Below are 21,392 nucleotides of genomic sequence, written 5' to 3'. Positions count from 1 at the left end.
ATTCAGGCCGGGAAGCGGCGGGCCCAGCGTTCGAGTTCGATGCGGGCGGTGTTGATAACGGTGCCGAGGAGGCGGTACCAGCCGGTGGTGGTGATCAGTTCGAGGATTTGGTCGTCCGGGTAGGCGGCGTGGAGGTCCAGCCAGAGGGCGTCAGAAACTGTTGCGGTGTCGTGGATTTCGTCGACAAGGCGGATGAGCACGGCGTCGCTGAACGACCATGCGGGGTCGTCGGGTTTACCGAGGGCGGTGGCCTCGATTTGGTCGGGGGTCAGTCCTACCTCAGGGGCCTGGAGGGCGGCGTGGATGCCCCATTCGTATTCGGCGGCGGCGCGGGCGCAGGTGCGGAGGATGACTATTTCGCGGTCCCGGGGCGGGATGCGTCCGTGGCCGAGGATGCCTGCACCCAGGGGGCGCATGCGGCCGAAGAGGTCGTCGTGCAGGGCGAGGGTGCGGAAGAGGGCGAGCGGTTCGATGGCCGAGCCCGGTGGCATCCACTTGCGGAGTTGCGCCTCGATTTCGGGAGCGTAGGGCGGGTTCAGGGGCGCGATGCGTGGGGCGGAGGCGGTGTCGCTCATGGTCGATCCTCATGCTGGCAGCGATGGCGGAGTATTCTTGCTTCGGAAATAAGAGCAAGGATGGTGACGATGATAGCTTCGGAATCCGAAGCGAACAAGACTCCGGTGATCGGCGGGCCGGTGCGTGGGTCGCAGACCGGGCGGCCGATCATGGTGCTGCTGGATCTGCTCGGCAGGCGGTGGGCGCTGCGGATGCTGTGGGAGTTGCGCGACGGGCGCGCGGTGACGTTCCGGGAGTTGCAGGCGCTGTGCGGCGGCGTGTCGGCCAGCGTGCTCAACGATCGGCTGCGCGAACTCCGCGAGGCGCGGGTGGTCGCCGCGGAACCGGACGGCTATCAGCTCAGCGCCGACGGTCTCGATCTAGTCGCCGCACTCGCCCCGCTACAGGTCTGGGTACAACGCTGGGCCGACGACGACCCAGGACAACGAGACTGACGCACGTCTCTTGATTTACGGCACCGGGAATCGCCTGCGAAATTCGGTGCCGGAAATCAAGAGACGTGCGGCTACTTGGGCGGCGTGCCGATCATCCGGACTTTCTGTCCCTCCCAATGGAATTGGACACGGGTGACGGTGCCGTCGGGGCAGGCGTTGCAGCTGCCCGGTGTCTTGTACGCCAAGCCGACGGTGTCGTCGGTGGTGCGGTCCACGTCCAGCGACGTGAACCCGTGCGCCTCCTGCGTCGCGGTACCGAGGTAGGCACCTTTGTGGAACAGCAACGCTTGATTCGGCGAGCTCCCCGTGGCGCCTTGCACCGTGATGATCGCGGTCGACAGGGTGGCGCACGGATCGAAATTGCCCTCGAACCCGCGCGGGTCGGTGGACCACGGCGCATGCGTCACCGGCTCGGCGGGCAGCGTCGCGACGGCGGACTGGATCACCTGCGCGGTCAGATCGACGCCGCATTCGACAGGCAGGCTCGACGTCGTCGGATCCGCGTTGTGCACGTGGGTCTGCGATGACCCACTGTCCCCGTCGGCGGCGCACCCGGCAGCCGCCACGACGAGTCCAGCACACAGCACAACCACGGGCCGAGCCATCCGCACCACGAAAGATCCTCTTCAGGTCCGCCGACAGATTCGATCTAGCTCGGATCAGACTAGGCGGTCGATGCGGTCGAGGGCGCGTTGGCCACGGCTAGATATTCGATCACCTGATGCAGGTCCGGATACAGCCGGTGCGCGAGCCGCCGGGACTCCTCGGTCGGCTGCACCAGATCGGGAACGAGGATGCAGCGCAACCCCGCGGCACACGCCGCACGCAGGCCGTTGGTCGAATCCTCCAGTGCGAGTGTCGTTTCCGTCTCGCCGCCGAGCGCCGCCATCGCCTTCAGATACGGCTCCGGATCGGGCTTGCCCTTGGTCACGTCCTGCCGCGTCACCACCACATCGAACCGGTCGGCGATGCCGGCCAGTTCCAGATGATGGTCGGCGCGATCCCGCGACGACGACGTGGCGATCGCCTTCGGCACCCCTTGCGCCTCCAGCGCGTCGAGCAGCGCCAGCGCACCCGGCTTCGTAGCGAGCCTGCCGCTGTCGACGAGCTGACGCAGGTGCACGTCGTGCAGCGCGAAGTACTCCTCCAGCGGGAAGCCCCGGCCGTACGTCGCCGCGGCGAGCGTCCGGCATCGATCGGCGGGCACGCCGATCATGCTGCGGCAGAACTCGATCGGCATCTCGTAGCCGAGCTCGGCGCCCGCGCTGACCAAGGACTCCATGGCCAGGCTTTCCGAGTCGATCAGCAGACCGTCCATATCGAAGACGACCGCCCGAACCGGACTTTCGGCGTTCACCCGTTGCTCCCTTCCGATTGCGGCGCCAACCGGCGCCGGACCGCGGCCTCGACACCGTCGCGGCTGATCTCGGCGAGGGCGTCACCGACCTGCCGCTGCACATTCTCCAGTTCCGGTAGCGTGCCGAAAATATCGGTGCGCTGCAAGAACGCCTGCGCACAGCGGTGCGGATCGCTGTCGACCAGTACCGCAAGCGAATCTTCCCTGGGGTCGATCAGCTCCATCACTGCGCCGGGTGCGTGGCTCGCGGTGAACCAGCGGATCCACGCGGCGATCAGCAAGGTCGCACCGGGGGTCGGCCGGCCTGCCTCGATGTTGTCGCGCAGCGCGTCGACGACCCGCGGCATCATCTTGTCCGACCCGTTGCGGCCGATCCGCGTCATGTCTTGCGCGATAGCGGGATTGCGGAAGCGACGCATCAAATCGTCTACGGTCCTGCGCAATTCGGGCGTGCCGAGGGCCAGCGTCGGCCCCTGCTCGTCCAGCATGAACTGCCGGGCCAGCGCCGCGAGCGCCGGGCTCGCCGTCGCCTCGGCGATGGTGCGGTGACCCGCGACGCCGCCGAGGTAGGCGAGCAGCATGTGCGTCCCGTTGAGCAGGCGCAGCTTGGCCAGCTCGTAATCCTTGACGTTGGAGACGAATTGGGCGCCGCCGAGTTCCCATTGCGGGCGCTCGCCCTCGAAATCCTCGATCGTCCAGGTCATGAACGGCTCGGCGGAGACCGGCGCGAGATCCTCGATGCCGCCCAGCCAGTTGCGGGCCACCGCGGCGTCGGTGGGCGCGGTCGGTTGCACGATGCGGTCCACCACGCTGTTCGGGAACTGCACGTGCCTGGCGATCCACTCGGCGAGATGATCGTCGCGCATCAGCGCGAAATCGATGACCGCGCGGCGCAGCGTGCTGCCGTTGGCGCACATGTTGTCGCAGCTGATGATCACCGGCGGGGTGCTCCCCCGCCGCCGGACCAGCTCGAGACCCTGCGCGAGCATGCCGATCGGGGTGATCGGCCGGGTCGGCGACCGGAGATCGTGGCGGACGCCGGGGCAGTCCACTTCCAACCGTCCGGTGACCGGCGAAACGCAGTAACCGCTGGCCGTGACGGTGAGCGTGACGATCTTGACGCGCGGATCGGCGATTCGCTGCGGCACGCCGATCAGGTCGGTCGGCGCGTGTACGGCCTCGGTGATCGAGCCGACCACTTCCACCCGCGCCTGCCCGTCCTCGTGCAGCAGCGTGGTGTACAGGTGGTCCTGCGCCCGGAGCGCGTCGACCACCGTGGGGCGGTTGATCGCGACGGCGGCGATGCCCCAGCGCGGATCGCCGGTCTCGTTCATCGCGTGCTGGGTTGCCAGGGCCTGGTGGGCCCGGTGGAACGAACCGCAGCCGAGGTGCAGGATGCCGGTGGTCAGGCTGCGCGGAGCAAACCCTGGCCTGGCGACCGTGGCGGGCAGCTTGGTGAGCATGTCGGTGGACAGGCGCGGCACCACCTTGCCCGGTATCCGGGATGTCAATTCGGTTCGAGTTTTCTTCGCCGTAATCAGCGGCACACGCATGTGCGGCCTCCGTGGGTCTGCGAGAAGGGGCGATATATAGAACGCCGTATCAGCATTGACTAAGCGACGTTTCACACGGTAGGTCAGGCTCGCCAGTATTTCGACAGCTAACCCCGAATCGACCAACTGAAGGCAGTTCACCGCAGGTCATAACCTGTATTGCAAAAATTTCGTAAAGCACCACTTCAGGCCGCGTGAATCGTCGGTAACTATTGGGAATACGTGCTGCCGAAATGCCCGCCGGTGACTTCTGTCACGCGTTGCAATTTCCGATTTGCCCGAAAGGGAACGCTTTAAGATTGCTCTAAGATTTGCTGAATAATTGCCGATTTTCAAGAGGGGAATACGACGTAAAGCGGGTTCACACGAGGCCACCCGATGTCGAGAAGCGGTGTGGCGTACATGTTTCCGGATGGAAATTTTGACCAGGAGGCCGCGCCGCGCGGCAACCGCCGGGCACAGATCGTACGCAAGGCTAAGGTTGCCTCGTGGTTGCGGAGGTGGCCACCGTGCGAAACGAACGGATTCCACTTGGCGGCACACCCGCGCACCTGAGACCACCGAGTCGCGCACCCGACGATTGTCGAGGTCGTCGGTGACGGCCAGTCGACCATGACCTGTATTCCTGGGATGATCCGCTAGCGTCGAGACATGAGCTTGGACGTCGCTGTAGTCGGATACGGGTTGGCCGGATCGGTCTTCCACGCTCCGCTGATCGCCGCCGAACCGCGCATGCGAGTCGCGGTGGTGGTCACCTCGTCGGCCGAGCGGGCGGCGCAGGCCGAGCGGGAACACCCCGGCGTGCGTGTCGTCGCTACTACCGATGAACTGTTCGCAGACCCCACAGGCATCGATCTAGTGGTCATCGCGACGCCCAACCGCACGCATGCCCCGCTGGCACAGCAGGCGTTGGACGCGGGCCTGCCGGTCGTGGTCGACAAGCCGTTCGCGGTGTCGGTCGCCGAGGGTGCGGACCTGGTCGAGCGAGCCGAGCAGGCCGGGCTTGCGCTGACGGTGTTCCAGAATCGTCGCTGGGACGGCGACTTCCTCACCGTGCGCGCCCTCGCCGAAGCGGGCCGGCTCGGTGACGTACGGCGCTTCGAGTCCCGATTCGAGCGCTGGCGTCCGGTGCCGAAGGGTGGCTGGCGGGAAGTGGGCAGCGCGGCCGACGGTGCCGGACTGCTCTTCGACCTCGGCAGCCATCTCATCGATCAGGCACTGACACTGTTCGGACCGGTGCAATCGGTGTACTGCGAACTGGATCGGCGACGCGCGGACATACAGACCGACGACGACGCCTTCGTCGCACTCACCCACACCTCGGGCGTCCGCTCCCACCTGTGGATGAGTGCCGTTGCGCCACAACTGGGTCCACGCTTCCGAGTGCTCGGCTCCCAGGCGGGCTACGTCACCTACGGCCTCGATCCGCAAGAGAGCGCCCTGCGTGACGGCCGCCGCCCCGATGACGGCAAGCCCTGGGGCACAGTCGAATCCGAGCACTGGGGGGTGTTCGGCGCCGAACCTGCCGTCGAAGGTGTCCCCACCATCGCCGGCAACTACCCCGCCTTCTACGCCGAACTGGCTGCCGCCCTGCTGGATGGCGGTCGAGTTCCGGTCGACCCACGCGATGCCGTCGCGACACTGCGAATACTGGAAGCCGCGCGCCGATCGGCCGCCGAAGGTGCGGTCGTCACCGGGTAACCCGACCACTTTCAGCTGGCGAGCCCCTCAGTTATTGGGCTGGCGACCAACGCCATACATCGATAACGTCGACGCTCGGTGTCGACCATGGGTAGGTCGAGGGTTCAGGCTGAGAGGAGATCCCCATGGGTTCAACGATTTTCGCGGTGTTCCTGCCGCTGGCTCTGGCCTTGGTGATGTTCGGACTCGGTTTGACCTTGGCCGTCGACGATTTCGCCAGGGTGCTGCGCTATCCGAAGGCCGCGGTGATCGCGCTGCTCTGTCAGATGGTGCTGCTTCCGGCGGTCTGCGTCGGCCTGATCTATCTGTTCCAGCTCGAAGGCGCTCTCGCCGTTGGGATGCTGTTGCTCGCCGCGTCGCCGGGCGGGCCCTCGGCCAACCTGTTCAGCCACATCGCGGGCGGCAACGTCGCGTTGAATATCACACTCACCGCGATCAATTCGGTGCTCGCCGTGTTCACCATGCCGCTGATCGTCGCGTTCGCGTACAGCCGATTCATGGACGGTGACGGGTCGTTCGGGCTGCGGCCGGACAAGTTCGCGCAGGTGTTCGCGATCGTGCTGGTTCCCGTCGCGATCGGCATGTTCGTGCACCACCGGTTCACCGGATGGGCCGAACGGATGCGCGGCAACGTCAAGATCCTCTCGATCGTGGTGCTCGCGCTGGTGGTGCTCGCGGCCGTGGCGAAGAACTTCAGCACGCTCACCGAGAACATCGGCAAACTCGCCTCGCTCAGCCTGCTGTTCGCTGTGATCAGCCTGGCCGTCGGCTATTTCGTGCCGCGGCTGTGCCAGGTCGATGCCGATCAGGCGATCGCCTCGGCCATGGAGATCGGCATCCACAACGGCGCGATCGCCATCGCCATCGCGGGATCCGTGCTACACAGCGACGCGATGGCCGTCCCCGGCGCGGTGTACGGGGTGCTGATGAACATTCCCGCCGCGATCGCGGCTTATCTGCTGGCCAGGTACGTGCGACAGGACCGTCCGGCACCCGTGCCGAGCACCGTGTAGCGAAAACGCCCGACTGAACCAGACACCGCGTCGAGCGGTAGGTAACCTTTCGATGTTCGACATTCGAAGGGAGCCAGCATCGCGATGCGACCGCTCGGCGCAGACGATCCCACGCGGATCGGCGACTACCGGTTACTCGGCGTGCTCGGTGCGGGCGGCATGGGCCGGGTGTATCTGGGACGCAACGCCGGTGGCCGCACCGTAGCGGTCAAGGTGATCCGACCGGACCTGGTGGGCGACAACGAATTCCGGGAACGGTTCCGGCGCGAGGTGACCGCCGCCAGGCGGGTCGGCGGGCAGTTCACCGCGCCGGTCCTCGATGCCGACGTCGACGCGGACCCACCCTGGCTGGCAACGGGTTACGTGGCCGGATTCTCGCTTACCGAAGCGGTCGACGAATACGGGCCGTTCACCGAGAGCTCGCTGCTTGTCCTCGCGCACGGGCTGGCCGAGGCGCTGGTCGCCGTGCACGCCGCCGACCTGGTGCACCGCGACCTCAAACCGTCCAATGTGCTGCTCGCCCTCGACGGCCCCAAGGTGATCGACTTCGGCATCGCCCGCGCGACCGACGACAGTCAGTTCACCACCACCGGAAAGGTCATCGGCTCACCGGGATTCATGTGTCCCGAGCAGGTGACCGGCGATCCGGTCGGCCCCGCCAGCGATGTGTTCGCCCTCGGCGGCGTGCTGGTGTTCGCGGCCACCGGGCAGGGGCCGTTCGGGATCGGCGAGATGGTGCAGATGCTGTGGCGCGTGGTGTACGAGGAGCCGCGGCTCGACGCGGTGCCCGACCGTTTGCGTCCGCTGATCGCGGCCTGCCTCACCAAGGACCCGGCCGCGCGACCGACGCCCGAGCGCATCATCGCCGACCTGACCGCCCTCGGCCTGCCCGGCCGCGGCGGCTGGCTCCCCGGACCGGCGCTGGAAGAGGTCAGCAGGCGCGCGGTGCAGCTGCTCGATCTGGATTCCGGGCCGTTCGATGTGCCCGAGGCGCTGAGCAAGTCAGCGTCTCCGGCCCGGACCGCTGAAACAGTGGTGCGGCCGTTCACGGATCCGAACGTGCGGACCGCCACGAGCCGGCCCGGGGCCGGTCAACCGGATGCCACCCCACGATCGTGGTGGCAGGGCGCGTCCGATCCCGCGGGTCAGCCGTATTCCTATGGGCCACAAGATGGTCCGTACACACCGCCGCACCCACAGGAGTCAGCGGGGCCGCTCGGCTACCGGCAGCCGCCCGGGCCGCGAGACGGTTCGTACCCGCCATCCCACCAGCAGCCAGCTCAGCCGCACGGCTACCAGCAGTCACCTGGACCGCAAGACGCCTCCTTCGGTCACCCGCAACCGGCGGCACATTCCGCACCGCCGCCCACCCGCCAACGCCCGCGCCGCCGTGCCGCATGGATTGCCGGTGCACTGGTGCTCTGCCTTGTCATAGCGGTCGCCGCCGTCGCGATAACCGAGCAGTTCACCGGCTCGAACGGCAACACCGATCAGTCCGTCGCGACGGCGGGTGGTCCTGCTGCCGAATTGCCGGAAGCGTTTGTCGGCGAATGGAAAGGTGTCGCCAAGGACCAGATCGCCAGCTTCGACATCGTGTTGACGCTGAATGCCGGCACGGTCGGCGAGGAGCTCGGCGGCTCGTCCAACACCGGGAAAGTCTCCGGCACGACATGTGGCCGGGCCGAGACATTGACGGCCGCCACCGGCGAAGAGCTCACGCTGACCGCGCGACTCACCGAGGATGCCGGCGGCTGCAACGACGACGGCAAGACGACGCACGTCCAGCTACTCCCCGACGGCACGTTGTCCTATCGCACCGACAGCGTCATCGGGGATATGGCGGGAATCCTGACCAAAACCTCGTGACCCGGCTTGTGCTACCCGTTAGCTGAGGAAGTGGCAGACTGCGAATCATGGGCGATGCTTTGGGCAGCATGTCAACACCAACCATTACCTGCGCGGGCCGTGTTCGGTCGCAGGCCGAGGCGCATCAGCGGGCCGGAAGGTTGGCCGCGGCGCTCGCCGAGGCGGGGGTGAGCCCCGGCGATCGGGTCGCGATGATGATTCGCAACGATATCGAGTTCGTCGAGGTTTCCCTGGCGGTCGCGGTGTGCGGGGCGAATTCGGTGCCGATCAATACGCGGTGGCAGGTGCCCGAGGTCGCGCATGTGCTCGCGGACAGTGACGCGCGGTTGATCATCGCGCACACCGAGTTCATCGATATCGTCGAACAGGCCGCGCCGCACGATCATACGACCATTCTCGAGGTCGAGATGCCGCGCGAGCTGCTCGCCGCGACGGGGCTGGACGCGGCACTGGCCGAGCCGACCGGCAGACACTCGACTCTGGAGCAGTGGATCGACGCGCATCCCGACCCGCTCGGCCGCATCGAGGGCTCGCGCGACGACTCGACCGGCTTGATCTACACCTCCGGCACCACCGGAAAACCCAAAGGCGTACTGCGCGAACGGATGACGCCACACCAGTGGTTGACGGTGGCAGGCAGCGCGGCCAAACGACTCGGCCTCACCCCACGCGGGCAGGCGGTGATCCCCGGGCCGCTGTATCACGCCAGCCCGAACGGCATCGCGACACTCGCGCTGCGGGTCGGCACCAACATCACGATCATGCCGCGCTGGGATGCCGAACAGTTCCTGCGCATCATCGACGAGCGCCGCATCACCCAGGCCAAGGTGGTGCCGACCATGCTGTCGCGGCTGCTGTCGCTGCCCGCGCGGGTGCGCGACCGCTACGACGTCTCCAGCCTCACCCACCTCATCCACTCGTCGGCGCCCTGTCCGCCCGCGGTGAAGCGGGCCGCGATCGACTGGTTCGGCGACGCGCTGGTCGAGTACTACGGCTGCGCCGAGGCGGGCACCATCACCTGGATCTCGGCGAGCGAATGGCTGGCCCATCCCGGCAGTGTCGGCCGACCGGCGGACGGCGCGGCCGCCGTCATCGTCGATGACGCGAGCGAACCGCTGCCCGCGGGCGAGACCGGCCGGGTGTTCGTGCGCGGCGCCGACTACTGGCCGAAGTTCCGCTACCTGCACGACAACGGCGAAACAGACAGTCCGGTACCCGGATTCCTCGCCATCGGCGACCGCGGTTACCTCGACGACGACGGCTACCTCTATATCACCGGACGCGCCAACGACCTCATCATCTCCGGCGGCGTGAACATCTATCCCGCCGAGATCGAGAACGCGATCATGGCCCTGGACGGCGTCGAGGATGTCGCGGTGTTCGGTATCACGCACCACGGCGATCTCGGCGAAGCCGTTGCCGCCCAGGTTGTTCCGCGTCCCGGCGCCGAGCTCACCGAGGCAGGCATCCGCGCCGGGCTGGCCGGGCAGCTCGCCGCGTACAAGGTGCCGAGTGTGCTGCGGATCGTCGCCGAACTCCCCCGCGACGATGCCGGGAAGATCTACAAACGTCAGCTCCGAGCGGAGATGTCCGACGCCGGATAAGGTGCGGCGGTGGACAGAGCCGAATGGGTCGAGCGTGGCACCTCCATCGTCGACCGCTTGACGACAACGCAAACCCAGCCGCCGTGGTGGTTGGTGGCAGGCGCCGGCGTGGTGGCGCTCGTGCTGGTGGGATACACGCCCATCTGGCGGTTCACCCGCAATATCGTCACCATCGCGCACGAGGGCGGGCACGCGCTGGTCGCGCTGCTCACCGGGCGCAAGCTCAACAGCATCCGATTGCATTCGGACACTTCGGGTCTCACTGTGTCGAGCGGAAAGCCCTACGGCCTCGGCATGATTCTCACGACGATGGCGGGCTATCCCGGGCCGCCGCTGCTCGGGCTGGCCTTCGCGGCGTTGCTCGGCGCGAGCCGGATCACGCTGATGCTGTGGGTGGCCATCGTGCTGCTGGCGGCGGTGCTGATCATGACGCGCAATGTCTACGGCATGCTGACGGTGTTCGCGGTCGGCGCGACCGTGTTCGCGGTGTCCTGGTTCGGCACCGATACGCTGCAGGCGGGTTTCGCCTATCTGGGCGCCTGGTTCCTGTTGCTCGCCGGGGCGCGGCCGGTGATCGAATTGCAGCGCGGGCGGTCTCGGCAGCTGCGCAGCCGTTATCAGGAGGATGTCGCCTCCGACGCCGACCAACTCGCGCGGCTCACCCACCTGCCCGGCCTGCTGTGGGTGATGGTGTTCGGGGTGATTGCGGTGGGGTCGCTGGTCATCGGCGCGGGATTTCTGATTTCCGATATCTCGGGGATCTGCCTGCAGAGTGTGTCCGGCGGGACCTGCCCCACCGGGCAATAGGGTTTCGCCGCGGGTCGTTGCAACAGGAGCAACGGATGGCGGTCGGGTCGGCTAATGTTGGGCCGCCTCCGGTTTCGCCGGAAATGTCTCGACCCGCCGTCGCCGTCGCCGTCCGTCGCGTATGTTCGCCGACGCACGACGCGGTGCGTGAACAGCACGGAGCAGCACATGATCACCACCATCCGCCTCGCTCTCGTCTCCGCCTTGCTGCTCGGCGGTGCCACGCTGTTCGGCGCGAGCCGGGCCGGCGCCGACTCCGCCTGTGGCACTGCGCTGTCGGCCGCTGAAGTCTCCTCGATCGCCGCTCTTTCGGACACCAGCATGCTCACCGGTTCCTCGCTGGAACAGCTCGAACAGGCCGTCGAACAGCATCGGCAGCTCACCCAGATCCTCGTCGAGCATCGCGATCTGCGCGGCGTGTTCGCGCTCGGTCTCGACGCCGTCGAGCAGGCCGCGGTGATGCCGTTGCAGCGCAACCCGGCCTCGTTCAGCGATCCAGAGTGGGCGCATCGGATCAGTCTCGAACTGCTGTCCCGGTTCCTGCGCAACGTGCACGCCGAATTCACCGGAGCGCCGACGGATCCGCAGTGGACCAACTACTTCGACCTCGCCCGGCGCTGCGATCTGTCTCCGGCCCGCGTCGCGATGGCCGGATATGACGCTCATCTGTCCGTTGATCTGTCGTACGCGGTGGCCGCGGTCGGCGGCACGCCCGCGAACGCATCCGACTACTTCAAGATCGTCGACTCGATCGCGCAGCAGGGTTCGTTGATCGTCAGTTCGACCAAAGAGATCTATCACGGTGACCTCGGGCCGCTGTGGCGGTTCTACTTCGTCGGCGAGGGCCTCGATCTGGTCGTCGGCCAGGGGGTGGGCACACCGCAGCTGCTTCGCCTCGCCGACGCGGGTGCCAACGTGGTGATCTTCGGCAACGGACTCGCCTTGACCGATCCCGCGCTCGCGCCCGCGGCCCGCGTCGAGATCGACGCGCTGTGGCGCAGCGCCGACGTGGCGTTCGAGGTGCTCAGCCGACTCGGCGGGCTGTAGAGGTTTAGCTTTCCGGATTCGCGGCACGCCTACTCCTGGGACGAATCACGGAAGGGAGTTGTCGGCATGCCGGAAGACCTGAATGGGACGCGCGTACTGATTATCACTTCGAATACGGGTGTGGAGCGCGATGAGCTGCTCGTTCCGCAGAAGGAGCTGAAGGAGCGGGGGGCGACCGTCGTGCACGCTGCGCCGAAGAACGAGCAGGTGCAGACGTTCGAGCACGACACCGAGAAGGACGTCACTGTGCAACCGGATTCGTCGTTCGACGACGTCTCGGTCGACGACTTCGACGTGCTGGTGGTGCCGGGTGGCACGGTCAACGCCGACAAACTCCGCGCGGAGGACCGCGCGGTCGAACTGGCCAAGGCGTTCGCTGCCGCAGGTAAGCCGATCGCGGCGATCTGTCACGGGCCGTGGTTGCTCGTCGAGGCGGAGCTGACTCCGGACAAGACGCTGACCTCGTATTTCTCGCTGCGCACGGATCTGATCAATGCGGGTGGCCGGTGGGTCGATCAGCCGGTGGTGCGTTCGGCAGAGAACGGCTGGGCGCTGATCACGTCCCGAAATCCGGACGACCTCCCCGACTTCTGCCGGGCGATCGGTGACGAGCTGAACAAGAAGTCGTAGGCCGGGGCTCGAGCCGTGTGATCGGCGGCGTCACCGGTCGCGCAGCACCGCCGATATTTCGCGAGCCAGTTCGGCGGGGTCGAGCGTCGCGTCGACGGTGCTGCCGCGCTCGTCGCCTTCCAGGGGCTCGAGCGTGGCCAACTGGGAGTCGAGCAGGCTCGATGGCATGAAATGGCCGGTGCGATCGGTCATTCGGTGTGCGAGTTCTTCGTGCGATGCGGCCAGGTGCAGGAAGTATGCGTCGGGTGCGGCGGCGCGCAGTCGGTCGCGGTAGGCGCGTTTCAGCGCTGAGCAGGTGATCACGCCGCCCTGCTCGGTATGTTCGCCCATCCACGCGGCGACCGTATCGAGCCAGGGTGCTCGATCGGTGTCGTCCAGCGGAATGCCCGCCGCCATCTTCGCGATGTTGGCCGCCGGGTGGAGGTCGTCGCCTTCGGCGTATTCGACCCCGAGTTCGGCGGCGAGTGCCCGGCCGACCGTCGACTTGCCGGACCCCGACACCCCCATCACAACCACGACGGGCAGCGCTCGCTCCGGCACATCGGCTCCTTTGCTCGTTGCGCACCGCCCCACGGTGGGCGGTGCGGCAGATCCGAACAGACATTAGCGCGGCCGACCACCCTGGCCCGCCACTTACCCTGCGGCACTCGGCATCATCGGCCGACCGCTGCTATCAGCTCGACGAGCACGCGACGAGTGTCGTCGTCAACCGGCAGCAGCGGCGGTCGCGGATCGCCCGCGTCGATGCCGAGTGCATGCAAGCCCGCTTTGACAGTCCTCGGCAGGCCGCCTCGGCTCATCGCGACGAGCAATGGTTCCAGCCGCTCGAAACGCTTTGTCGCCGTGTCTACTTCACCCGCCGACAACAGCCGCCACACTGCCACGATCTGTTCCGGCACCAAACACGGTGCGGCCGTGCACCATCCGGTGGCCCCGGCCTCGAATGCTCGCAAGGCCAGCCGATTGCTGCCGTTGAAGAACGGCACGCCCGCGCCGAGCTCCGCGATTCGTCGCATCCGCGCGATATCGCCGCTGGATTCCTTGATCATCGTGATGTTGTCCACGCCCGCAACGAGATCCACCAGAAACTCCGGTGTCATGTCGATGCCGCTGGTGCCGGGATTGTTGTAAGCCATGATCGGCAGTGCTACCGCGTCGGCGACCGCGGTGAAGTGCCTGTGCAGCTCTGCTTCGGTCAACCGCCAGTAAGCCACCGGCAACATCATCAGCGCCGTAGCGCCGAGTCGTTCCGCAAGCCGTGCTCGCGCAATAGTTCCCGCCGTGGTCAACTCCGATACCCCGATCACCGTCGGCACCCGCCCGTCGACCTGCTCCACGCAAATCGACGCCACCGCCGCCCACTCCTGATCGTCGAGATACGCGCTCTCCCCGGTACTCCCCAGTGGCGCAACAGCATCCACGCCGGCGTCGACCAGTCGATCCACCAGTCCTCGCAGTACCCCTTCCTCGACCTTGCCGCTGTCGGCACTGAACGGCGTCACCGGATACGCCACGATCCCCGTGATCATCGAAACCTCCCTTACCTCGCCCCCATCATTGCCGGGTGGCGAAGTTCATAGTGAGGGATGAGCCGCATGCCCCGGTCGTACCGTCCGGAAGTGTGCTCGGGCACGATGGTGATCATGGAATTGCGCATCTTCACCGAGCCGCAGCAGGGTGCGAGCTACGACACGCTGTTGACCGTTGCGAAAGCCACCGAGGACCTGGGATTCGACGCGTTCTTCCGGTCCGACCACTACGCGGCGATGGGCGGCGGGGACGGCCTGCCCGGACCCACCGATGCCTGGATCACCCTCGCCGGACTGGCGCGGGAGACCAAACGAATCCGCCTCGGCACGCTGGTGACCGCCGCCACCTTCCGGCTGCCCGGACCGCTGGCGATTCAGGTCGCTCAGGTGGACCAGATGTCCGGTGGCCGTGTGGAACTCGGCCTCGGAAGCGGCTGGTTCGCCGACGAGCACGCCGCCTACGGCATCCCGTTCCCCGCGGACAAGTTCGCGCGGCTGGAGGAGCAACTCGCGATCATCACCGGGCTGTGGTCCACCAAGCTGGGTGACACGTTCGACTTCGACGGCAAGCACTACCAGCTGACCAACTCCCCCGCGCTGCCCAAGCCGGTGCAGGATCCGGTGCCGGTGCTGATCGGCGGACACGGCGCCACCCGCACACCGCGGCTGGCCGCGCAGTACGCGACCGAGTTCAACATACCGTTCTCCTCGATCGAGGACAGCGCGGCCCAGTTCGAGCGGGTCCGCGCGGCCGCCGTGGCGCACGGTCGCCGGGCCGACGACCTGGTCTACTCGAACGCCCTCGTCGCCTGTGTCGGCGCCGACGACGCCGAGGTGGCGCGCCGGGCCGCGGCAATCGGCCGCGAGGTGGACGAGCTGAAGGCGAACGGCCTGGCCGGTTCGCCCGCCGAGGTGGTCGACAAGATCGGCCGCTACGCCGAGATCGGCGCGCAACGGATCTACCTGCAGATACTGGACCTCGCGGATCTCGATCACCTCGAGTTGATCGCCGGTCAGGTGCAAGGGAAGATCTGACATGGAAGTCGGGAAGCCGAGCCGCACGGCTCTCGCTACCGCGCACGCGCGCGCCTATCACCAGATCGCTCCCGAGCCTCGCATATTCACCGATCCCCTGGCTGCGGCGATCATGGGCTTGACCGCGGCAGAGCTGACCGACCAGACCATTGCCGCGACGGCGGGCGAGGACATCGCCTTTCACCGCGTCCGCCGGTTGCTGATGGCAAGCCGGTCGCGCTTCGCGGAGGAGATGGTCGCCGACGCGGTGGCGGACGGGGTGCGGCAGGTGGTGATCCTCGGCGCGGGATTGGACACCTTCGCCTACCGCAACCCCGATCCGACGCTGCGAGTCTTCGAAGTCGACCATCCCGCGACGCAGGCGTGGAAGCGTCAGCTGCTCGCCGCGGCCGGAATCACCATCCCCGATTCCCTGACCTTCGCACCGATCGACTTCGAGACTGAAACCCTGGCAACAGGTTTGGCCTCGGCGGGCTTTGCCAGAGATCGGCCTGCCGCCTTCGTCTGGCTCGGCGTCGTGATGTATCTGACCAGGGACGCCATCCGGTCGACCTTGCGCTACATGGCCGAGCAGGCGACCCCGGTTCGGCTAGCGCTGGACTACGTCCCGCCGGCCTCCGACGCCGCACCGGAACACCGCGCTCAACTACAAGCGAGAGCGGACCGCCTGGCCGCGCTCGGCGAACCATTGTTGAGCCACTTCACCGCCGCCGAACTGGCGGCAGAGTTGCGTGCGGCGGGCTTCGACGGCGTCGAAGACCTCAGCGCACCCGACCTTGTCGCGAGTTATGTCGGCCAGGACGAGCTCGGGCCCGAGCCCGAGCGGCTGCACGCCCGCGTCGCCCGCGCCATCCGCACCTGATTCAGCCGATTCATCCGAGCGGCCTGCTGGTCGGCAGGTTCACAAAGCTCGGCTCGGCCGGATCCAGTTGCAGGGACTGCGGTTTGAGCTCGGTGTTGTTGAGCAGCGGCCGGAACGGCAGTGCCTTGGGCGAGTTGCCGGCGAAGACGTCGACGCGCAGCCGATGTCCGGGCTGCAGCACCGCCTGGATCGGAATGACGGCGATGTCCAGCGCTACCGGCTTACCCGGGACAACGGGCAACATGCTGTCCAGGGTGATCGGGTTGTACGGGGCGGTGTAGTCGCCGTTGGACGAGCGGGTGCTCTTCGCCTCGTCGACCGCGCGCATCGACGCGGTGAGCTGGCCAGTGCTCAATGCGGTCGAAGTTCCCTCCGGGGCAACGTCGTTCACGGTGACCGCCCAGTATCCGTCGGTCGCGTCGTGGACGGTGTTGAGGTGCAGGTTGATCGGGCCGGAGATGACGGTCGGTTCGGTGACCGGTGTTCCGGTGAACGTCAGCGCGTCGTGTTCGGCGATGCGAGAGTCCTTGGCGCACATATCCAATATCGCGGTCATCCCGGCAGCGCCCTGGGCGGTATCGCGTGAGCACGCGTTGGCGACGCCGGGCGAGACCGTCAGCGTGCGACGCTCGTCGGGCTTTGTCGCGGACAGTGATCCGTCGTAGGCGCTCTCGGCGGTGCCGCTGGGCGTCGCGGACAGATAGACTCGCCGATGGGTGGTGTCGGCCTGCGGGAACTGCCCCAGTGTCCGCCAGCCGCCGCCCTGTTCCCACACGGTCACCGGCCCGAATTCGCCGATGCCGTGGTCGATGTCCTTGAGCCACTTGTCGAACCACACTCGCTGCAACACCTCCAGGCGCGCCGGTCCGCCGGGCGCACCCGTGCCCGCGCCGGGATTCGCGTGATAGGTGTCGCCGACGAGCAGCTGTTTCTTGTTCGCGGGCAACGGGATCGCGTTGAACAGCGTGGTCGCACTGTTGGCGAAGATGTCGTGCCAGCCGCCGTAGACGAAGGTGGGCACCGTGATTCGCTCCGGATGTCCGAGGATGGCCTGCCGGAAATCGCTGTGATGGTCCAGCGCGGCGGCCAGCGTCTGCGGAACCTGGTCCAGCGTCGGCGTGAGCAGCGCCTGGGTCAGCAGGTCGTAATTCGTTGCCGGGTCGGCCATCCGGTCGTGGAACCAGCGCCAGTCGAAGGTGCCGTTCAGCATCGACCGCACATCGGGGATCAGCTTCGTCTGGTTCACATTGCTCAGCCAGAGCGGCAGGAAGGTGGTGCCGATGCCGCCGCCCGGTGCGACGACATCGCGCATGAGGTCGCTGCCGGGCTCGACCGGAAAGATGGCTTTCAAAGGGCCCGGGGCGTTTTCGGCCGCACGGAGCTGGGTGATGCCCGCGTAGGAGCCGCCGCTCATGCCGACCTTGCCGGTGGACCACCGCTGGGCCGCGGCCCACTCGATCACTTCGCGGGTGTCGAGTTGTTCGCGGGTGCCGAGGGTGTCCCAGGTGCCCTGCGAGAAGCCCGTCCCGCGCACATCCGCGACCACCAGGGTGTATCCGCTACGGATCAGGCTGCGGTCGATGCCGAGGACGGTCTGCACGGTGCCGCCGTCGAGTGCGTGCAGCAGGTCGCCGAAGCCGCTGATCGGCGTGCCGGATAGGTTCATCCGGCTCAGCAGGTTCAGCACCATAGGCTGGAGGTCGGGCGTCGCCATCGCCGAATCAACCAGGTTGGACAGCAGTTTCGTGTAGGGCGTGAGGTTCACGATGGTCGGCAGCGGCTGCGGTTCGACCACTCCCGCCGCGTCCATCGGCCGGTACACATTCGCCTTCAGCATGATGCCGTCGCTCATTCGGATCGGGACGTCCCAGTCGATGTGCACGTCGGCGTACGGCTGCGGCCCGTCGTGCAGCGCTGTCCATTGCTCGCTGGGCGCGGCTGTCGCCGATCCCACCGCAAACCCACCGCCAACAACAACGATCGATAGCACAGTCGCCAATCGAGCCATGCGGACAAACCGTTGTGCCACTTGCTGCCCCGAAAGCATCCTGCTCCTCGACCGATGTGCCGCACGTTGATTGAGTTTCGCCGTATCGGATTGACAAGATAGCAACCCATGTGCAAATCGCCGGGAGGTACGGATCGGTCGGTTTGTCGTGTTGCCCGCGATGCGACAAACCGATCCGGTTGCGCGCTAGCGGATTTGCGCAAATCGGGCACAATAGATACCAAACAGTTTGATTTAAGACCTAGGCCTGCTCGCGGGTGCAGCCTGATCCAACTGTTGCCGGAAAGCCACCCGGATCGCCGAGCCGGGGCCTACCTTGGTGGGCATGACGCCGCTGCAGCGCTATATCGCGGAAGAAATCGCACTCGATCATGCGGACGGCCTGCTGAATCGCCGCGAGGCGCTGCGACGGCTCGGGCTGCTCGGGTTCGGCATTCCGGCGGCCGCGGCCTTACTCGCCGCCTGTTCCAGTCAGAACAACGATCAACCCGCCACCTCCCAACCGCCCTCCGCCGCAACACCAGCCACGCCGCCCGGGTCGGGCTCCGCGCTGCCGACGACACCGATTACCTTCGCGGGCCCCGACAATCGTCAGTTGCGGGCCGCCTGGGCCGCCGCGGCGCAGCCTCGGGGCGGCGTGCTCGTCATCCATGAGAACAAGGGCCTCACCGACCACATCCGTTCGGTGACAGGACGATTCGCCGGAGCGGGCTACTCGGCCCTCGCCGTCGATCTGCTCTCCGAAAAGGGCGGCACCGCCGCCTTCACCGATCCGGCACAGGCCACCGCCGAGCTCAGCAACATCCCGCAGGAGCAGTTCATCGCCGACCTGCGAGCGGGTCTCGATGAGCTCGGACGGCGAGTCCCCGGCAAGAAGCTCGGCACGACCGGGTTCTGCTTCGGCGGCGGCCTGGTCTGGCTGTTGCTCGCGTCCGGGCCGTCCGCCCTCGCCGCGGCGACACCGTTCTACGGCCCATTCCCCGACAAGGGTGACCTTTCCGCCTCGAAGGCGGCCGTGCTCGGCATCTACGCGGCGGCGGATTCCCGCGTGGACGCCACTCGCCAAGCCGCCGAGGACGCACTCGACCGGGCGGGTGCGCCGCACGACATGTGGGTCGCGCCGAATGCCGATCACGCGTTCTTCAACGACACCGGGCCCCGCTACGCGCCGGACGCAGCCAACGAAGCGTGGCGACGGGTATTGGATTGGTACGGAACGCATCTGGGCTGATCACCAGGATGTGAGGAAGTCCTGAATCGGCGCGAGATCCGTTGCGACGACACCGATGTAGCCGTCGGGGCGGACGAGAACCAGCGTGCCCGGCCCCGATGGGTCGATGTCGTAGTTGCGGAAGGCGGCACCGACAGTTGACGCCGTCTCGTCTACCTCGCCGGGTTCGAGCACTCGCCCGCGTACCCGATCACCGTGCACGCGAACGATTTCAGCAACGGCCTCGGCGGTCGCGGCACCGAACCCGAGCACTGTGAAATGGGTGCCGCGAAACAGGTCGAAGAGACGGGAGTCACCGCATTGAGCGTCCGGTGCACGGTCGCCCGCTCGCACTGCGCCCGGCGTCGCACGCGTCTCCACTGCCAACGGTCCGCCACGATAGTTGACCTTCAACTGGAAGATATCCAGGCTCCCCTGTCCGGGCTCCGCGTCTCGAAAGTCCCGGCGATGTGAGCGTGTGGTCACATCGAGCACTCGGGCCGCGATCGGAAACCGCTCGGCCTCATAGGTATCCAGCAACCGGTCCGGCCCGCCCGCCAGCACGGCTGCCAGCTTCCAGCCGAGGTTGTAGGCGTCCTGCACGCTGGTGTTCAACCCCTGCCCGCCGGACGACGAATGCACGTGCGCCGCATCACCGGCCAGGAACGCCCGCCCGACCCGAAACCGGTCCACCATCCGAACATTCACCCGGTACACCGAGATCCAGTTCAGGTCGAGCAACCGGATATCCGAGCGACCCGAGCGCTCGTCGAGAATCTTCTGCACGGCTTCCAGGGTCAGCTCGGGCACGTCGTCCGCGGTCATGTTGGCAATGAACTGGTAGTAGTCGGTCCCCGGCATGGACCACAGCGAAAAGCGTTCCCGCACATTGCCGGTCGTCAACATGTGACAGTAGGTGCCGGTCAGTCCCGCCGCCTTGACGTCGCCGATCAGAGTTCGCTCGGTCTCGAAGGTTTCCCCCTCGAATCCGACGCCGAGCGTCTTGCGGACAACGCTGCCACCGCCGTCCGTGCCGACCAGGTACCGGGCACGCATCCGCACGAGCGCACCGTCACGACGCAGTGTCGCGGTGACACCGGTGTCGTCCTGAACGAAATCGAGCAATTCCGTGTTCAATTCGAGCCGGCCGCCGAGGTCGAGCAGCCGGTCCCGGAGCAATTCGTCGGTGCGCCACTGCGGCAGGATCCACGTGTTCGGATAGGGCACGCCCTGTTCACGTTCGAGTGGCGCGATCCCCAACATCTCGTGCACCGTCCGCGTCCACTTCACCTGTGTGTCCGCGTACATTCGGAACGACGGGAACGGCGCCCCGTTGGCCACCACCGCATCGATCAGGCCGAGATCATCGAAGACTTCGAGAGTCCTTGGCTGTAAACCCTTTCCGCGCGACCCGAGGAAGAGCGCCGCGGCCTTGTCCACCACGAGGCATTCGATCCCGCGCCGAGCCAGTTCGCATCCGAGCGTCAGCCCGGTGGGCCCGGCGCCCACGATAAGCACCGGTAGGTCTGTTGTTGTCATCTATCTGCCTTCGTCGGGAAAGTTCGAGTGAGGATGGGCAGCAGCAGCTCGTCCACCAGGTCGGTGAGAAAGGCTCGGTCGAGCGGCTCGCCGAGAAACATCCGGCGCATGATCTGCCCCTCGGAGACCTGGTGTGCCAGTTCGGTTTCGGTGCCTTCGGGCAGTTCGCCGCGGGCGATGGCGCGGTCGACGATGGTGCGGAACGGGCCGAGGTCCTCGTCCGCCACGTGTTCGCGCAGCGCATCGGCGAGTTCACTGTCGACCCGCATGGCGTGCATGACGCCGGTCATCATGGTCACGTAGTGGTCGTCGACCTGCGCGGTCAGCGCGAGCAGTGCCGCGATCAGATCGCCGCGCGCGCTGCCGGTGTCGGGAATGTCGGCGACATACTCGGCGTCGTGCGCGTCCATCGCCGCTTTGACCAGCGCGGGCTTGCCCGGCCACCGTCGGTAGATGGTCGCCTTGCTGGCCTGGGCCCGGGCCGCGACGGCGTCCATTGTGATTGCCGCGTAACCGATTTCACCGAGCAGCGCATAGGTGGCGGCGAGTATCGCCTGTTCGCGTTCCGCGCCCCTGATCACAATCCCTCCAAGTGAACGGTACGGTTTCGTTCACTTCGAC

Annotated in this window: 20 protein-coding genes; 11 read left to right on the top strand and 9 right to left on the bottom strand. The window is 66.8% G+C overall.

Annotated elements, in window-relative coordinates:
• Nucleotides 1-2: 2 nt before the first annotated feature.
• Complete coding sequence (locus tag ABZ942_RS20670) at nucleotides 3-575, bottom strand: carboxymuconolactone decarboxylase family protein (protein WP_357384239.1); 573 nt, start codon at nucleotides 573-575, stop codon at nucleotides 3-5.
• A 69-nt stretch (nucleotides 576-644) separates the two neighbouring features.
• Here ABZ942_RS20670 and ABZ942_RS20665 point away from each other — a divergent pair, with 69 nt between their 5' ends.
• Entirely contained in the window at nucleotides 645-1,010 is a 366-nt protein-coding gene (locus ABZ942_RS20665; protein WP_357384238.1) for a helix-turn-helix domain-containing protein, read from the top strand.
• A gap of 71 nt (nucleotides 1,011-1,081) precedes the next feature.
• On the opposite strand, the gene ABZ942_RS20660 is transcribed toward ABZ942_RS20665, so the two are convergent.
• From ABZ942_RS20660 to ABZ942_RS20650, 3 genes are read right to left on the bottom strand one after another with little or no spacing between them, the layout of a single operon-like run.
• Nucleotides 1,082-1,615, bottom strand: a complete 534-nt coding sequence (locus tag ABZ942_RS20660) for an LppP/LprE family lipoprotein (protein ID WP_357384236.1) — start codon at nucleotides 1,613-1,615, stop codon at nucleotides 1,082-1,084.
• A gap of 59 nt (nucleotides 1,616-1,674) precedes the next feature.
• Nucleotides 1,675-2,367 carry an HAD family phosphatase gene (locus ABZ942_RS20655; protein WP_357384234.1) on the bottom strand — a complete coding sequence of 231 codons (693 nt, stop codon included), beginning with the start codon at nucleotides 2,365-2,367 and terminating at the stop codon, nucleotides 1,675-1,677.
• Complete coding sequence (locus ABZ942_RS20650) at nucleotides 2,364-3,920, bottom strand: mannitol dehydrogenase family protein (protein WP_357384232.1); 1,557 nt, start codon at nucleotides 3,918-3,920, stop codon at nucleotides 2,364-2,366. The genes ABZ942_RS20655 and ABZ942_RS20650 overlap by 4 nt, the downstream gene beginning before the upstream one ends.
• 651 nt (nucleotides 3,921-4,571) lie before the next feature.
• Between ABZ942_RS20650 and ABZ942_RS20645 the strand changes: the two genes are divergently transcribed.
• The 7 genes from ABZ942_RS20645 to ABZ942_RS20615 all read left to right on the top strand — a co-directional run bounded on the left by ABZ942_RS20645 (nucleotide 4,572) and on the right by ABZ942_RS20615 (nucleotide 12,588).
• A complete protein-coding gene (locus tag ABZ942_RS20645; protein ID WP_357384230.1) occupies nucleotides 4,572-5,621 on the top strand; it encodes a Gfo/Idh/MocA family oxidoreductase in 1,050 nt (349 codons plus the stop codon).
• Between the two features lie 125 nt (nucleotides 5,622-5,746).
• Nucleotides 5,747-6,634, top strand: coding sequence for a bile acid:sodium symporter family protein (locus ABZ942_RS20640; RefSeq protein WP_357384228.1), 888 nt, complete (start codon nucleotides 5,747-5,749; stop codon nucleotides 6,632-6,634).
• An 84-nt stretch (nucleotides 6,635-6,718) separates the two neighbouring features.
• Nucleotides 6,719-8,500: a protein kinase gene (locus tag ABZ942_RS20635; protein ID WP_357384226.1), complete on the top strand. Its 1,782-nt coding sequence runs from the start codon at nucleotides 6,719-6,721 to the stop codon at nucleotides 8,498-8,500.
• A gap of 47 nt (nucleotides 8,501-8,547) precedes the next feature.
• On the top strand, nucleotides 8,548-10,104 hold the full coding sequence (locus ABZ942_RS20630; protein WP_357384224.1) for an AMP-binding protein: 1,557 nt from the start codon (nucleotides 8,548-8,550) through the stop codon (nucleotides 10,102-10,104).
• Between the two features lie 9 nt (nucleotides 10,105-10,113).
• Nucleotides 10,114-10,911 carry a M50 family metallopeptidase gene (locus tag ABZ942_RS20625; RefSeq protein WP_357384222.1) on the top strand — a complete coding sequence of 266 codons (798 nt, stop codon included), beginning with the start codon at nucleotides 10,114-10,116 and terminating at the stop codon, nucleotides 10,909-10,911.
• Between the two features lie 168 nt (nucleotides 10,912-11,079).
• A complete protein-coding gene (locus ABZ942_RS20620; protein ID WP_357384220.1) occupies nucleotides 11,080-11,958 on the top strand; it encodes a DUF5995 family protein in 879 nt (292 codons plus the stop codon).
• A 66-nt stretch (nucleotides 11,959-12,024) separates the two neighbouring features.
• Nucleotides 12,025-12,588: a DJ-1/PfpI/YhbO family deglycase/protease gene (locus tag ABZ942_RS20615; RefSeq protein ID WP_357384218.1), complete on the top strand. Its 564-nt coding sequence runs from the start codon at nucleotides 12,025-12,027 to the stop codon at nucleotides 12,586-12,588.
• 30 nt (nucleotides 12,589-12,618) lie between these two features.
• Here ABZ942_RS20615 and ABZ942_RS20610 read toward each other — a convergent pair whose 3' ends face one another.
• Together ABZ942_RS20610 and ABZ942_RS20605 are read right to left on the bottom strand one after the other, a co-directional pair.
• Entirely contained in the window at nucleotides 12,619-13,128 is a 510-nt protein-coding gene (locus ABZ942_RS20610; protein WP_357384216.1) for a gluconokinase, read from the bottom strand.
• A 113-nt stretch (nucleotides 13,129-13,241) separates the two neighbouring features.
• Nucleotides 13,242-14,117, bottom strand: a complete 876-nt coding sequence (locus tag ABZ942_RS20605; protein WP_357384214.1) for a dihydrodipicolinate synthase family protein — start codon at nucleotides 14,115-14,117, stop codon at nucleotides 13,242-13,244.
• A gap of 114 nt (nucleotides 14,118-14,231) precedes the next feature.
• Here ABZ942_RS20605 and ABZ942_RS20600 point away from each other — a divergent pair, with 114 nt between their 5' ends.
• Both ABZ942_RS20600 and ABZ942_RS20595 read left to right on the top strand, forming a co-directional pair.
• Entirely contained in the window at nucleotides 14,232-15,152 is a 921-nt protein-coding gene (locus tag ABZ942_RS20600; RefSeq protein ID WP_357384212.1) for an LLM class F420-dependent oxidoreductase, read from the top strand.
• A 1-nt stretch (nucleotide 15,153) separates the two neighbouring features.
• Nucleotides 15,154-16,014, top strand: coding sequence for a class I SAM-dependent methyltransferase (locus tag ABZ942_RS20595; RefSeq protein WP_357384210.1), 861 nt, complete (start codon nucleotides 15,154-15,156; stop codon nucleotides 16,012-16,014).
• Between the two features lie 10 nt (nucleotides 16,015-16,024).
• Here ABZ942_RS20595 and ABZ942_RS20590 read toward each other — a convergent pair whose 3' ends face one another.
• Entirely contained in the window at nucleotides 16,025-17,968 is a 1,944-nt protein-coding gene (locus ABZ942_RS20590; RefSeq protein ID WP_357384209.1) for a CocE/NonD family hydrolase, read from the bottom strand.
• 379 nt (nucleotides 17,969-18,347) lie between these two features.
• Between ABZ942_RS20590 and ABZ942_RS20585 the strand changes: the two genes are divergently transcribed.
• Nucleotides 18,348-19,253 carry a dienelactone hydrolase family protein gene (locus tag ABZ942_RS20585; RefSeq protein ID WP_357384207.1) on the top strand — a complete coding sequence of 302 codons (906 nt, stop codon included), beginning with the start codon at nucleotides 18,348-18,350 and terminating at the stop codon, nucleotides 19,251-19,253.
• Here ABZ942_RS20585 and ABZ942_RS20580 read toward each other — a convergent pair whose 3' ends face one another.
• Both ABZ942_RS20580 and ABZ942_RS20575 read right to left on the bottom strand, forming a co-directional pair.
• Complete coding sequence (locus tag ABZ942_RS20580) at nucleotides 19,254-20,771, bottom strand: FAD-dependent monooxygenase (RefSeq protein WP_357384205.1); 1,518 nt, start codon at nucleotides 20,769-20,771, stop codon at nucleotides 19,254-19,256.
• A complete protein-coding gene (locus ABZ942_RS20575; protein WP_357384203.1) occupies nucleotides 20,768-21,352 on the bottom strand; it encodes a TetR/AcrR family transcriptional regulator in 585 nt (194 codons plus the stop codon). Before ABZ942_RS20575 ends, ABZ942_RS20580 begins: the two co-directional genes overlap by 4 nt.
• Nucleotides 21,353-21,392: the final 40 nt, after the last annotated feature.

This window comes from Nocardia sp. NPDC046473 (genome assembly GCF_040645995.1).
GTDB lineage: Bacteria > Actinomycetota > Actinomycetes > Mycobacteriales > Mycobacteriaceae > Nocardia.
Note: the sequence above shows the minus strand (reverse complement) of the source record. Positions and strands in the feature narration are given on the sequence as shown.